12 protein-coding genes and 1 pseudogene are annotated in these 12635 nt (G+C 71.6%); 5 read left to right on the top strand and 8 right to left on the bottom strand.

What is annotated here, in order from left to right; translation table 11 throughout:
* Positions 1–127, top strand: a pseudogene (locus tag QSK37_RS50785) (integrase core domain-containing protein); the annotation flags it as partial.
* On the opposite strand, the gene ilvD reads toward QSK37_RS50785, so the two are convergent.
* Entirely contained in the window at positions 124–1977 is a 1854-nt protein-coding gene (ilvD, locus tag QSK37_RS50780) for a dihydroxy-acid dehydratase (protein WP_285574303.1), read from the bottom strand. The pseudogene QSK37_RS50785 and the gene ilvD overlap by 4 nt on opposite strands.
* 97 nt (positions 1978–2074) lie before the next feature.
* On the opposite strand from ilvD, the gene QSK37_RS50775 reads away from it, so the two are divergent.
* On the top strand, positions 2075–2668 hold the full coding sequence (locus tag QSK37_RS50775; protein ID WP_285637168.1) for a VOC family protein: 594 nt from the start codon (positions 2075–2077) through the stop codon (positions 2666–2668).
* Positions 2669–2673: 5 nt separating this feature from the next.
* On the opposite strand, the gene QSK37_RS50770 is transcribed toward QSK37_RS50775, so the two are convergent.
* Entirely contained in the window at positions 2674–3495 is an 822-nt protein-coding gene (locus QSK37_RS50770; RefSeq protein ID WP_285637165.1) for a nuclease-related domain-containing protein, read from the bottom strand.
* A gap of 205 nt (positions 3496–3700) precedes the next feature.
* Between QSK37_RS50770 and QSK37_RS50765 the strand changes: the two genes are divergently transcribed.
* Together QSK37_RS50765 and malQ are read left to right on the top strand one after the other, a co-directional pair.
* Complete coding sequence (locus QSK37_RS50765; protein ID WP_285637162.1) at positions 3701–5110, top strand: amidase; 1410 nt, start codon at positions 3701–3703, stop codon at positions 5108–5110.
* Positions 5111–5151: 41 nt separating this feature from the next.
* Positions 5152–7176: a 4-alpha-glucanotransferase gene (malQ, locus tag QSK37_RS50760; RefSeq protein WP_285637159.1), complete on the top strand. Its 2025-nt coding sequence runs from the start codon at positions 5152–5154 to the stop codon at positions 7174–7176.
* Between the two features lie 107 nt (positions 7177–7283).
* Here the strand turns inward: malQ and QSK37_RS50755 are convergent, their stop codons facing one another.
* From QSK37_RS50755 to QSK37_RS50730, 6 genes are all read right to left on the bottom strand, one after another.
* A complete protein-coding gene (locus QSK37_RS50755; protein WP_285637156.1) occupies positions 7284–7679 on the bottom strand; it encodes a hypothetical protein in 396 nt (131 codons plus the stop codon).
* A 29-nt stretch (positions 7680–7708) separates the two neighbouring features.
* Positions 7709–8278, bottom strand: a complete 570-nt coding sequence (locus tag QSK37_RS50750) for a hypothetical protein (protein WP_285637154.1) — start codon at positions 8276–8278, stop codon at positions 7709–7711.
* A gap of 17 nt (positions 8279–8295) precedes the next feature.
* Entirely contained in the window at positions 8296–9579 is a 1284-nt protein-coding gene (locus QSK37_RS50745; protein WP_285637152.1) for an ABC transporter permease, read from the bottom strand.
* Positions 9576–10316 carry an ABC transporter ATP-binding protein gene (locus tag QSK37_RS50740; RefSeq protein ID WP_285637149.1) on the bottom strand — a complete coding sequence of 247 codons (741 nt, stop codon included), beginning with the start codon at positions 10314–10316 and terminating at the stop codon, positions 9576–9578. Before QSK37_RS50740 ends, QSK37_RS50745 begins: the two co-directional genes overlap by 4 nt.
* The gene (locus tag QSK37_RS50735; RefSeq protein ID WP_285637146.1) at positions 10313–11488 is read right to left on the bottom strand and encodes an efflux RND transporter periplasmic adaptor subunit; all 1176 of its coding nucleotides are present in this window, start codon (positions 11486–11488) and stop codon (positions 10313–10315) included. Before QSK37_RS50735 ends, QSK37_RS50740 begins: the two co-directional genes overlap by 4 nt.
* A gap of 196 nt (positions 11489–11684) precedes the next feature.
* A complete protein-coding gene (locus tag QSK37_RS50730) occupies positions 11685–12053 on the bottom strand; it encodes a VOC family protein (protein ID WP_285637143.1) in 369 nt (122 codons plus the stop codon).
* Positions 12054–12115: 62 nt separating this feature from the next.
* On the opposite strand from QSK37_RS50730, the gene QSK37_RS50725 reads away from it, so the two are divergent.
* Positions 12116–12574 carry a MarR family winged helix-turn-helix transcriptional regulator gene (locus QSK37_RS50725; protein ID WP_285637141.1) on the top strand — a complete coding sequence of 153 codons (459 nt, stop codon included), beginning with the start codon at positions 12116–12118 and terminating at the stop codon, positions 12572–12574.
* The last annotated feature ends 61 nt before the right edge of the window (positions 12575–12635 follow it).

The following is a 12635-nucleotide window of genomic DNA, read 5'->3' as shown; positions in this document are numbered from 1 at the left end:
AGAGACCGAACGACGCCAAGCCTTCCCCGAGTGGCTGCACACCTACAATCACCACCGCGCACACACCGCGCTAGGAGGCCGACCACCCGCCAGCCGCATCCCCAACCTCACGGGACAGAACACCTAGCCCTGGCCGCCGCCGAGCTGGGAGATGTCGCGGGCGGCGCCCGTGGAGGCGGAGGTGGCCATCGCGGCGTACGCCTGGAGGGCCGCGCTCACCGGGCGGTGCCGGTCGCGGGGGCGGTAGGAGCCCAGGTCCTTCAGCAGGCGCTCGCGGCGGGCGCGAAGCTCGTCGGCCGGCACGTCGAGGCGCAGCTCGCGGCCCGGGATGTCGATCACGATGCGGTCGCCGTCCTCGACCAGGGCGATGTCACCACCGCCCGCGGCCTCCGGTGAGGCGTGCCCGATCGACAGGCCGCTCGTGCCGCCCGAGAAGCGGCCGTCCGTGATCAGCGCGCAGGCCTTGCCGAGGCCGCGGCCCTTGAGGAACGACGTGGGGTAGAGCATCTCCTGCATGCCCGGGCCGCCCTTGGGGCCCTCGTAGCGGATCACCACCACGTCACCCGGCTTCACCCGGTCGCCGAGGATGCCCTCCACGGCGTCCTCCTGGCTCTCGAACACCACCGCCGGGCCCTCGAAGCGCCACAGCGCCTCCTCCACGCCCGCGGTCTTGACGACCGCGCCCTCCACGGCGAGGTTGCCGTAGAGCACGGCCAGCCCGCCGTCCTTGGTGTAGGCGTGCTCGGCGTCGCGGATGCAGCCCTCGGCGCGGTCGAGGTCGAGAGCCTCCCACCGGTTGTTCTGGCTGTACGGCCGGGTGGTGCGGACCCCGCCGGGCGCGGCGTGGAACAGCTCCGTCGCCTCGGCCGACACGCTGTCGGAGCGCACGTCCCAGGCGTCCAGGAACGCACCGAGCGAGTCGCCGTGGATCGTGTGGACCGTACGGTTGAGCAGGCCCGCGCGGTCGAGCTCGCCCAGGATGGCCGGGATGCCGCCGGCGCGGTGGACGTCCTCGATGTGGTACTTCGCGGTGGCCGGCGCGACCTTGCAGACGCACGGCACGCGGCGGGACAGCTCGTCGATCTCCTTCAGGCCGAAGTTCACGCCCGCCTCGCGGGCCGCCGCCAGGAGGTGCAGGATCGTGTTGGTCGAGCCGCCCATCGCGACGTCGAGCGCCATGGCGTTCTCGAACGCGTCGCGAGTGGCGATGTTCAGCGGCAGCACCGAGTCGTCGTCACCGGCGTAGTAGCGCTGGGCGATCTCCACGACCCGCCGGCCGGCGTCCTCGAACAGCTTCTTGCGGTCCGCGTGGGTGGCCAGCACCGTGCCGTTGCCGGGCAGCGCCAGGCCGATCGCCTCGGTCAGGCAGTTCATGGAGTTGGCGGTGAACATGCCCGAGCAGGACCCGCAGGTCGGGCAGGCGTTCTCCTCCATCTGCGCGAGCGTGTCGTCGGAGACGGACTCGTCGGCGGAGGCGATCATCGGGTCGATCAGGTCGAGCTTGGTCGTGCCGTCGACCGGCTTGCCGGCCTCCATCGGGCCGCCGGAGACGAAGACGGTGGGGATGTTGAGCCGCATGGCCGCGATCAGCATGCCCGGCGTGATCTTGTCGCAGTTGGACACGCAGATCAGGGCGTCCGCGCAGTGCGCGTTGACCATGTACTCGACCGAGTCGGCGATGAGCTCGCGGGACGGCAGGGAGTAGAGCATGCCGCCGTGGCCCATGGCGATGCCGTCGTCGACCGCGATGGTGTTGAACTCGCGGGGCACGCCGCCCGCCTCCTTGACGGCGGCGGCGACCACCTGGCCGACCTCGCGCAGGTGCACGTGGCCGGGCACGAACTCGGTGAAGCTGTTGGCCACGGCGATGATGGGCTTGCCGAAGTCCTCACGGGCCACACCGGTGGCCCGGAGAAGCGCCCGTGCGCCCGCCATGTTCCTGCCGTGCGTAACCGTTCGTGACCTCAGCGGCGGCATGACCTCTCCATCCCTTGTGCTCAGACTCCGATCGTACGGGGTAGAAGCACAGCGTTGAGACAGTGCGTCTTACATCGCGGGCACAACTAGGACGGCCATGACACTCGACCATCTCGTCTACGCGACTCCGGACCTGGAGGAGAGCGTCCGGCAGCTCGCCAAGCTGACCGGCGTACGGCCGGTGGAGGGCGGGCCGCACCTGGGCCTCGGCACGCGCAACCACCTCATCGGCCTGGGCGAACTCCGCTATCTGGAGATCATCGGACCGGATCCGGAGCAGCCGGAGCCCGAGGGGCCACGGCCGTTCGGCATCGACGAGCTGACCGAGCCGCGGCTGGCCGCCTGGGCGGTGCGGGCCGCCGACATCGAGGCGCGCGTCGCACGCTCCCGCACGCTGGGGTACGACCCGGGCCCGATCGAGCCGCTGTCACGCCGCACGCCGGACGGGGAGGTGCTGCGCTGGCGGCTGACCTACCCGTACGAGGCCGTCGTGCCGTTCCTGATCGACTGGGGGAGGACGCCGCATCCGGCGCGCCGCCTGCCGGTCGTGCCGCTGACGGCGTTCGCCGCCAGCCATCCCGAGCCCGCGCTGGTACGCGAACGCCTGGCCGCCCTCGGCGTCGAGCTGGACGTGCGCGAGGGCGAGCCAGCGCTGGTCGCGGTGATCGGCGGCACCACGACCCTGACCTGAGGAGCTCAGTCGTCGTCCGACGGGTACTTCGGCGGGAGCACCCGTTCGGCGGCCTCGTAGATGCGGTCGATGTCCGTCGAGGAGAGGATCTTCGGGCGACGGCGCAGGTAGTTGCGGGCGCGGGCGCCGGCGTACACGTCGACGTCGCGGACCATCAGGACCTTCCAGGAAATGGCCGGACCGTAGATGGCGAGCGAGGGCTGCACCGGCACCTCGTAGCCGAGCGCGCCGCTGATCAACTTGCTGGCCTGCTCGGACTCCCAGCGCGCCTCGTCGAGGCGCTCCTTCTTGTTGAAGGGGCCGAGGAACAGCTTGCGGTGCGACATCGCGCGCACCGGCAGCCGCTTGTCCCACTTCTCGGAGTCGACCGCGTACACGCCGGTGGGCCCGATCACCAGGTGATCGATCTGCCCGTCACTGACGCCCTCGTCGTCGCGCGGGACGGCGCGGGCGTGCAGGGTGCGGTAGCCGGACTTCTCCATGCCGCGCAGCTGCCGTTCGGTCTTGCGCTCGGCGACGGACGGCTTGCGCCACGCCTCGACGCTCGACTCCTTGCGGTTCTTCAGCGCGACGTCGGCGACCACCACCGCGATGGCGACGAGGAGGCCGACCGGAAGATTGACCAGCAGCGCGAACAGCAGCCCGAGGGCCAGCGCCGCGACCGACCGGCGGATCCACCTCTGGACCTGGGGATCACCGATCATGTCGCCGTACGTTTCCTGCTTGGGGCGCTCGCGTTCGAACGGACTCTGTTCCTCCGGCCGGGATGCGTCATCCTGCTCGCGTGTGGAGGTCTGGGTGGACGTATCCCGCTCCACAGGGGCCATTTCCGACACTCCCTGCTCGATCGACGGCAGCGAACATGATCTTCCTTGGGGAAGGGTAACGAGGCTTCGCGCCGAGTGCCTAGTCGTGTCATGTCGACAGTTTTGTCCCCCTGAGTCGTTGATTAGCCCCGGTAAGACAGGGGTAGATTTCGCATCATCCCCCACGGTGGCCGTGCAACTTTCGGTGGGCGTACCGTCTTCACTTGTGACCCAAATTCATGACCTCAGCGCGCGCGAGCAGGCCGCCGCGATCCGCGACCGCGAACTCTCACCCGTCGACGTCACCGAACACTACCTGAATCGCATCGACCGCCTGGGCGACCAGGTGGGCGCGTTCGTGACGGTGACCGCCGACATGGCACGTGAGCAGGCGAAAACCGCCGAGAAGGCGGTCGCGCAGGGGGACACGCCGCCTTTGCTGGGCGTGCCCGTGCCCATCAAGGACCTGAACATGGTGAAGGACGTGCCGATGACACTCGGCTCGGCCGCCTTCGACGATTTCCAGGGATTCGCCGACGACAACGTCGTCACGTCGCTCCGTGAGGCGGGCACGATTCTGCTGGGTAAGACCAATACGCCGGAATTCGGACTGCCCTGTTATACCGAGAACGACGTCGCGCCCCCGGCGCGTACCCCTTGGGATCTGTCCCGGTCCGCCGGCGGGTCGAGCGGGGGAGCCGCCGCCGCGGTCGCCGCGGGTCTCGCGCCGATCGCCCAGGGCAGCGACGGTGGCGGGTCGATCCGGATCCCGGCCAGCGTGTGCGGCCTGTTCGGCATCAAGCCGACGCGCGGCCGGGTCAGCCACGGCCCGATCGTGCCCGACCTGACCGGGCTCGCCACGAACGGCCCGATCGCCCGCGACGTGCGCGACGCCGCGTTGATGCTCGACCTGATCTCCGGCAACCGGCCGGGTGACATGTATCACGCCGCCCCGCAGGAGGGCACCTTCCTGGAGGCCGCCGACCGCGCGCCCGGCCGGCTGCGCATCGGCCGCAGCATGGCCTCGGCCGTCCCCGGCGCGGAGATCCACCCCGACTGCGTGGCCGCCTACGAGGCCGCCACGGAGCTGCTCACCGAGCTGGGACACGAGGTCGAAGAGTTCGACATGCCGTTGGGCGCCGACCTGGTGCCGCACTTCGAGACGCTCTGGGCGGCGATGGCCACGCTCACCCCGGTGCCGCCGGACCGCGAGGAGCGCCTGCGGCCGCTCACCCGCCACCTGCGCGAGCGCGGCAACGCCATCACCGCGCCGGAGCTGTTCATGGCACAGGGCGCGCTGCAGCTCGCGGTGCGCCTGGCGATGCCGGTCGCCGAGCAGTACGACGTGATCCTGCACCCGACCCTCGCGCAGCCGCCGGTGCCGATCGGCCACTTCGACGACGTCGACCCGGCCGAGAACTTCGAGCGGCAGAAGCGCTTCACGCCCTTCACCTCGATCTACAACATCACCGGCCAGCCGGCCGTCAACGTCCCGCTGCACTGGAGCGACGACGGACTGCCGATCGGCGTGATGCTCGTCGGCCGGATGAGCGACGAGGCCACCCTCATCTCGCTGTCCGCGCAGCTGGAGGCGGCCCGTCCCTGGGCCGACCGGCATCCTCCGATTTGGGACTGACCCGTCGATTCGACCGCCGGGCTCGGGGCATCGTAGGCAGCGTGAACGATCTCAACGAGCTGGCCGCCGCGTACGGCGTCGAGACCTCCTACACCGACTGGCGGAGGCGACCGGCCGACGTCTCACCCGACACGATCAGGACGGTCCTGACCGCGCTGGGCGCGGACGTCTCCTCTCCGGCCGCCGTCCGCGCCGAACTGGAGCGTCTCGCGCACGAGAGGCGCACCCGGCTGCTGCCGCCGTCCCTCGTGGCGTACCCGGGTGAGAACCTGTCCGCTCCGGCGGGAGCGGACCTGCGGGTGGAGCTGCCGGGCGGCGGCGAGATCGGTCTCGCCCCGTCCGGCGCCGGCTCCTACCGGCTGCCCGCCGACGTCCCGCCCGGCGACCACGCCGTGCACGCCCGCCTCGGCGACCGTACGGCGAGCGCCCCGCTGCTGGTGGCCCCACCACGCGCACCCGATCCGGGAACGCGTGCGTGGGGCTTCATGGCGCAGCTGTACTCCGCGCGGTCGCGCGGCTCCTGGGGCCTCGGCGACCTGGCCGACCTGCGGAGCCTGGCGCGCTGGAGCGCGCAGGACCTCGGCGCCGGGTTCGTCCTGGTCAACCCGCTGCACGCCGCCGAGCCCGCCGCGCCGATCCGGCCCTCGCCGTACCTGCCGGTGAGCCGCCGCTTCACCAGCCCCCTCTACCTGCGGCCCGAGGACGTGCCCGAGTACGCCGGGGCCGACCCGGACCTGCGGCGGCGCGTCGACGAGCTCGCGGCTCCCGCACGGGCCCGCGACCACACGGCCGACATCCTCGACCGTGACGCGGTCTGGGCGGCCAAGGGCGCCGCGCTGGAGCTGCTGTACGCGTTGCCGCGCTCGCCCGGCCGCGAGGCCGCCTACGCCGCGTACCGCGAGCGGGAGGGCGAGGCGCTGACGGCCTTCGCGACCTGGAGCGCGCTGGCCGAGCTCCACGGCGCCGACTGGCGCTCGTGGCCGGCTCCGCTGCGCGACCCCGCCTCGGCCGCGGTCGCCGCCGAACGCGAGCGGCTCGCGGACCGGATCGGCTTCCACTCGTGGCTGCAGTGGCTCCTGGACGACCAGCTCGCCTCGGTCCAGTCGGCCGCCCGCGCCGCGGGAATGCCGATCGGCGTCATCCACGACCTCGCCGTCGGCGTCGACCCCGGCGGCGCGGACACCTGGGCGTACCAGGACCTGTTCGCCCAGGGCATCACCGTCGGCGCGCCGCCGGACGCGTTCAACCAGCGCGGACAGGACTGGGGACAACCGCCGTGGCACCCGCAGCGGCTCGCCGGCTCCGGCTACGCGCCGTACCGCGCCATGCTCCGCCACGTCCTGCGGCACGCGGGCGGCCTCCGCCTCGACCACGCGATGCAGGTGTTCCGGCTGTGGTGGGTGCCGGAGGGCGCGCCGGCCTCCGAGGGAACGTACGTCGCCTACCCGCACGACGAGATGCTCGGGGCACTGCTGTACGAGGCGCACCGGGCGGACGCGGTCGTCGTCGGCGAGGACCTCGGCACGGTCGAGGACTACATGCGCGAGGTGTTCGCCGAACGCGGGGTGTTCGGGACGTCGATGGCCTGGTTCGAACGCGACCCCGGCGGCGGACCGCTGCCACCCGGCAAGTGGCGCGAGCTGTGCCTGGCCACCGTCGGCACCCACGACATGCCGCCCATCGAGGGGTACCTGAACGGCGACCACGTCGCGCTGCGCGAGCGCCTCGGCCTGCTGACCCGGCCGGCCTCGGAGGAGTACGAGGAACTGGAGGAGGGCCTGCGGGAGTGGCGCGAACTGCTGACCTCCCTGGGCCTGGACCCGGCCGACATGACCACCGCCCTGCACGCCTTCCTCGCCCGCACCCCGTCCCGCCTGATCGGCGTCTCCCTGGCGGACGCGGTCGGCGAACGCCGTACCCAGAACCAGCCGGGCACGACGGATGAGTACCCGAACTGGCGGGTCCCGCTGACCGACGCGGAGGGCCACCCGGTCCTTCTGGACGACCTCCCCGACGACCGCCACGTCCGCGCCGCCACGGAACCGGTACGGCCCCCGGGGACCTGAGCCGAGGTTCTTCCCGGGAGCACCGCGGCTCGCCTGGAGTGACGTGCCGTTTCTGGGGGCGTGAGGCCCGGAGGCGTCCCCGGGCCTCACGCGTGTCGTGCTGCCGGTTACCGGCGGGCCGGGGCGCCGCCCTGGCCGCCGTTGGGTGCGCCGGTGGGGCGGAGTGACGCGCAGGCCTGGGCGGCCTTCTTCTGTTTCGCCGACATGGTCGGCATGCCGCTCGGGCGGCCCGACGGACGGGCCGTCGGGGTGCCGCTCGGTGCTCCGCTGGGCGCGCCGTTACCCGGGCCGCCGCCCGGGCCGCGGCCGGGCGTCGAGACGCCCTGTTTCCGCATGCACTCGCGGTACGCGGCCATCGCGTCGTTCGACCCGCCGCTCTTCGCGGCGGTCGGACTCTGGCCGGAACCGCGCTGGTCCGAGCCGCCGCAGGCCGCGCTGAACAGCAGCGCGGCCGCGACCGCCGCCCCGCCGAACAGCCGGACCGCCGCCTGACCATCGATCATCGTCGTCTCCTGGAATGGGTTTCCGTACGTCAGCGGCCGGAGGAGCGGCCCTGGCTGACGGATGTCGCGGTGACCGTGCCGTCCTTGGCCTGGTCACCCTGCACGACGACGTTCGTTCCGGCCTTGAGGTCCGTGGCCGAACCGCTGCGGAGCACGCTGACGTCGGTACCGCCGGTCAGCGTGACCTTCACGACGTCGCCGTTCGCCGTCCGGACGTAGATGGTCCGGCCGGAGATCTTCTGCACCGTGCCGGCGGTCACGCCGGCCGTGGCGGAGGCGCCCGGAGCACCGGACTGTCCGGTGCCTCGAGTGCCGCCCTGGCCCGGCGGCGTGCCGTTCTGGCCCCGGAGACCGCTCCCGGCAGGCGTGCTCGGCGCGGCGCTCTGACGCGCCGCGTGACGGTCCACCTGGGCGCCGATGACGAAACCGGCGGCGACCAGCACGCCCGCGCCGAGGACGGTGGTCAGGCCCGGCCGCCTGCGGACGAGTGGCGTCCTGGCCGGTTCCTCGGCCAGATCGTCCTCGAACGGCGGTTCGGAGAGCTCCTCGCTCTCCGCGGCGGCCGGTGCGCGTACGGCGCGTCGGGTGCGGGCGCTCATCTTCTCTCTCCTCGCGCTCATTGGTGTCGCAGCGCCTCGATGGGGCGCAGCCTCGCGGCCCGGCCGGCGGGATAGCCGCCGAAGAACAGGCCGATCGCCACGGACACGGCCAGGGCCAGGACGATCGACGAGGGCACCAGCACGGGCCGTACGCCGGCGATGGGGAACAGGCTCGCGACGACCCCGATCGCCACCACCGACAGGCCGCCGAGCAGGCTCAGCACGGTCGCCTCGGCGACGAACTGGCCGAGGATCGCGCCCCGCGGCGCGCCGATGGCCTTGCGGACGCCGATCTCGCGCGTCCGCTCGGTGACGGTGACCAGCATGATGTTGGTGATGCCGATCCCGCCGACCAGCAGGCTGATGGCGGCGACCGCGCCGAGGAGCACGGTGAAGGTCTTACCGGAGTCGCTCACCGCCGACCGCAGGCTCGCCTGGCTCTGGATCTGGAAGTCGGCCGTGTCGGACCCGGAGATCCCGTGCCGCTGGTCGAGGATGTCGGTGACCTCACTCTGCGCCTCGTCGGTGACCTTCGCGCTCTGGGCCTCGACGACGATGTCGCTCAGCCCTCCGAATCCGGTGAGGTTCGACTGGACGACCGGCAGCGGGGCGATCGCCACGTCGTCGGCGTCCTGCATGCCCGACGACCCCGACTCCCGCAGCACCCCGACCACGGTGAAGAGCGCGCCGCCCACGTTGATCTGCTTGTTCAGCGGGTCGACGGTGCCGAACAGGTCCTCGGCCACCGTGGTCCCGATCACCACGACCTTCCGGCCGCCGGTCACGTCGTCGTTCGTGAACCCCGTTCCCCGGTCGACGACCTTGTCGGCGGCGGCGAAGTAGGCCGGATACGTGCCGACGAACTGGCTGATCGCGTGACTCGTGCCCGCGTACGTCGTCGTCACCGACGAGGACGTCACGACCGGGGAGGCGCTGTTGACCGCGGGCGCGTTGACCGGGTCGACCAGGGCCTTGGCGTCGTCCACCGTGAGGTCGTGGGCCTGCGTCCGCGGGCCGTTGCTCTGCCCGCCGGCGGCGCCGCCGAAGCCGCCGAACCCGCCGCCGGGACCGCCCATGCCGCCACCGCGCCGGCCCGCCGACGTCGACGGCGTGACGGTCAGCGAGTTCGCGCCGAGGCGGGAGATGCTGTTTTTGATCTGCTGGGACGAGCCGTTCCCGACCGCGACCAGCACGATCACGGCCGCGACGCCAATGAGGACGCCGAGCATGGTCAGCGCGCTGCGCGGCTTGTTGGAGGTCAGCCCGCGCACGGCGAACCGCAGGATCTCCCAGGGGTTCACCGGGTGCCGCCCGTCACCCGGGCCGCCGCGGGCGGCGGACCGGCCACGGCCGCCTGCCGGCGGTCGTCGATCACGCGCCCGTCGACCAGGCGGATCACGCGCTTGGCCCGCGCGGCGACCTCGTCCTCGTGGGTGATCAGCACGATCGTGCGCCCGGACGCGCTGAGCCCGTCCAGGATGTCCAGGACGTCCTCGGTGGACCGCGTGTCCAGGTTGCCGGTCGGCTCGTCGGCCAGGACGAGCGCCGGAGCGGTGACCAGTGCCCGTGCCACGGCGACGCGTTGCTGCTGGCCGCCGGACAGCTCGTTCGGCTCGTGGCCCATCCGCTCGCCGAGGCCGACCTGGCGCAGCGCGGCCTCGGCCCGCCGCCGGCGTCGCGACGGCCGCACGCCGCCGTACGCCAGGGGCAGCTCGACGTTGGCCAGTGCCGACATCCGGGGAATCAGGTTGAACGACTGGAAGATGAAACCGATCTTGCGGTTGCGCAGGATCGACAGCCGGCGTTCGTCGAGCCCCCCGACGTCGGTGCCGTCGAGCAGGTAACGGCCGTCGCTCGGTACGTCGAGGCAGCCCAGGATGTTCATGAGCGTCGACTTGCCGGATCCGGACGCCCCCATGATGGCGACGTAGTCGGACCGCTCGACGCGCAGCGAGACGCCGCGCAGGGCGTGCACGGCCGTGTCGCCCGCGCCGTAGACCTTGGTCACCTCGCGCACGTCCAGGACCGGCGCGGTCACGGCCGTCCTCCGCCGCCGCCACCGGCGCCGCCGATGCCACCGCTCCCGCCGCCGGGGAACCCGCCGGAGGAGCCGCTGTCGCCGCTGCCGGTGGTCGTGGTGATCACGACCTCGTCGCCCTCGTTCAGCCCCGACTTGATCTCCGTGCCCTGGTCGCCGGAGACGCCGGTCTGAACCTGCTCGGCGACCTGCTTCCCGCCCTGCCGGACGGTCACGGTGCTCTGCCCGCCGGCCGTTCGCACCGCGGCCGCCGGCACGTACAGCACGTTCTCCGCCGAGGCCGTGGTGACCCGCACGGTCGCGGTCTGGCCGAGCCGCAGGGAGGACGGCGGGTCGGTGAGCTCGACGGTGGCGCCGTACTGGACGACGTTGTCGCTCGTGGTCGGCGACATGTCGATCTCGGTGACCTCGCCGGTGGCCGTGACGCCGGTGAGCGCGTCGAAGGAGACCGTCGCGGACTGGCCGGTCTTCAGCTTGGTCGCGTCCGACTCGGTGAACTCCCCGGTGACCTCCAGCCGGCCCGGATCGGCCAGCTCGATGAACCCGGAGGAGCTGGAGCCGTCAGTGCTGGATGAGCTGGAGGAGCCCGACGACCCGGTCGAGCCGCCGGATGAGCCCTGCCCCGACGAGGACGAACCGGACGAGGAGGAGGCGGAGCCGCCGGAGGAGCCGCCGACGGTGCCGTTGACCGCGACGATCGTCCCGCTGAACGGCGCGACGATCCTGGTGCCCTCGAGCGCCCGTACGGCCTGTTCGTAGGAGTTCTTGGCCGAGACGTACTGGGAGTAGCCCGAGGCGCTGGAGGTGTCGCCGGACTCGGCGGCGGCCAGGCTCGCCTTGGCCGAGGTGACATTCTCCTCGGCCTCGGTCCGGTCGAGCCGGGCCAGCACCCGGCCCTTCCTGACTTTGTCGCCGGCCGCCACGTTGATCTTGGTGACCGTGCCGGAGGTCCCGAAGGTGAGCGCCCGCGTACGGGAGCTGGCCACCGAGCCGGAGGCGGACACCGATGACACGACGTTGCCGCGCGCGACTCGCGCGGTGCGGGTGGAGGACGCGCCGGCCGCGTCGTCCCCACCGCTGAGCGAGAGATATCCGACGGCGATCCCCACGGCCAGCAGAACGGCGAGCGCACCGTTGAGCAGGAGAACGCGGCGTCTGAGCAGACGTTTCACCCGGCCTAATGTGGAGACGTTCGATGGGACCAGGCTGATGTGACCATGAGAAATGGATGAGTGGCGTTTCAAAGGCCTTTCTCATGTGCCGCTCATACCGCTCTCACGCGGACCTGGAACCGAACGCCGGACGCGCCATTGCGCAGCCTCGATGACCGACTCGTGCTGAGCAAGGCGGTTGGGATCGTTGTTCGCCTCAGACGCGGTCGTGGAGGGTGATCTGATAGCCGTCGGGGTCGGCGAAGGTGAATGTCCGACCGAAGGGGCCGTCGATCGGTGCAGAGACGATGGTGTGCCCGTCGGCGACCAGAGCATCGTGAATGGCCTGGACGTCTGTGGCGTGGAGCCAGATCGCGGTGCCGATGCCGGGCTGGGCAGCGGATGTGAGGTCGGTGCCGGCAATGACGTCGCGGAGTGCGAAGGCGATCGGTTTCGTCTCGAAGACGACGGCGTGCGGAGGCCCGGCCTGCGAGCGGACGAGGCCGAGGTAGTGCTCGTAGAACGCCTGCGAAGCGTCGAGATCGCGCGCTTGGAGCGAGATGAAGTCGGGGCCGGTGGCCGGCATGAGGATACTCCTTCTTTCGTGTCAGCATTCTGACACAGGCCAACCTATGTCAGAATGCTGACATGAGTCAAGACGGTGTCGGCGTCGACCTGGAGACGTCACTGGGCTACCTGCTGAAAGAGGCGTCGAGCACCCTCCGCGCAGCCATGGAAGAGGTGCTGCGGCCGCTCGGGCTGAGCGTGACGCGCTACGCCTGCCTCGAGTTGCTGGCTCAACGGCCGGGCTTGTCGAACTCCGAGCTCGCGCGGGGCGCGTTCGTGACACGGCAGTCGATGAACGTCCTGCTCCAAGCCCTGGAACGAGAGGGCTACGTGACCAGGCCGGCGGAGGCGCCCGTCGGGAAGGTTCTTCCCACGCGACTCACGCCTCGCGGTCGACGGAGCCTTGAGAAGGCGACCGTGGCGGTCCGGTCGGTCGAGGTCAGAATGCTGGCCGGCATGACCGAGACCGAGCAGTCAGACGCGTTCCGGATCCTGCGGAGGATGATCCATTCCCTGCGCGACGGCAACGACGGTTCGTAGTTCATTCCCCCGGCCCGGCTGTCTCCGCGCCCGGCTCCGCCCGAGCAGCCGACCGGGTGGG

The sequence above is a fragment of the Actinoallomurus iriomotensis genome (genome assembly GCF_030269445.1).
GTDB lineage: Bacteria > Actinomycetota > Actinomycetes > Streptosporangiales > Streptosporangiaceae > Actinoallomurus > Actinoallomurus iriomotensis.
This window is presented reverse-complemented; position numbering and strand designations above follow the sequence as displayed.

What these genes read in the sequence shown, in the direction of transcription:
- ilvD (WP_285574303.1), bottom strand. Translation starts at nt 1,977, where the DNA reads ATGCCGCCGCTGAGGTCACGAACGGTTACGCACGGCAGGAACATGGCG.
- QSK37_RS50775 (WP_285637168.1), top strand. Translation starts at nt 2,075, where the DNA reads ATGACACTCGACCATCTCGTCTACGCGACTCCGGACCTGGAGGAGAGC.
- QSK37_RS50770 (WP_285637165.1), bottom strand. Translation starts at nt 3,495, where the DNA reads ATGGCCCCTGTGGAGCGGGATACGTCCACCCAGACCTCCACACGCGAG.
- QSK37_RS50755 (WP_285637156.1), bottom strand. Translation starts at nt 7,679, where the DNA reads ATGATCGATGGTCAGGCGGCGGTCCGGCTGTTCGGCGGGGCGGCGGTC.
- QSK37_RS50750 (WP_285637154.1), bottom strand. Translation starts at nt 8,278, where the DNA reads ATGAGCGCCCGCACCCGACGCGCCGTACGCGCACCGGCCGCCGCGGAG.
- QSK37_RS50730 (WP_285637143.1), bottom strand. Translation starts at nt 12,053, where the DNA reads ATGCCGGCCACCGGCCCCGACTTCATCTCGCTCCAAGCGCGCGATCTC.
- QSK37_RS50725 (WP_285637141.1), top strand. Translation starts at nt 12,116, where the DNA reads ATGAGTCAAGACGGTGTCGGCGTCGACCTGGAGACGTCACTGGGCTAC.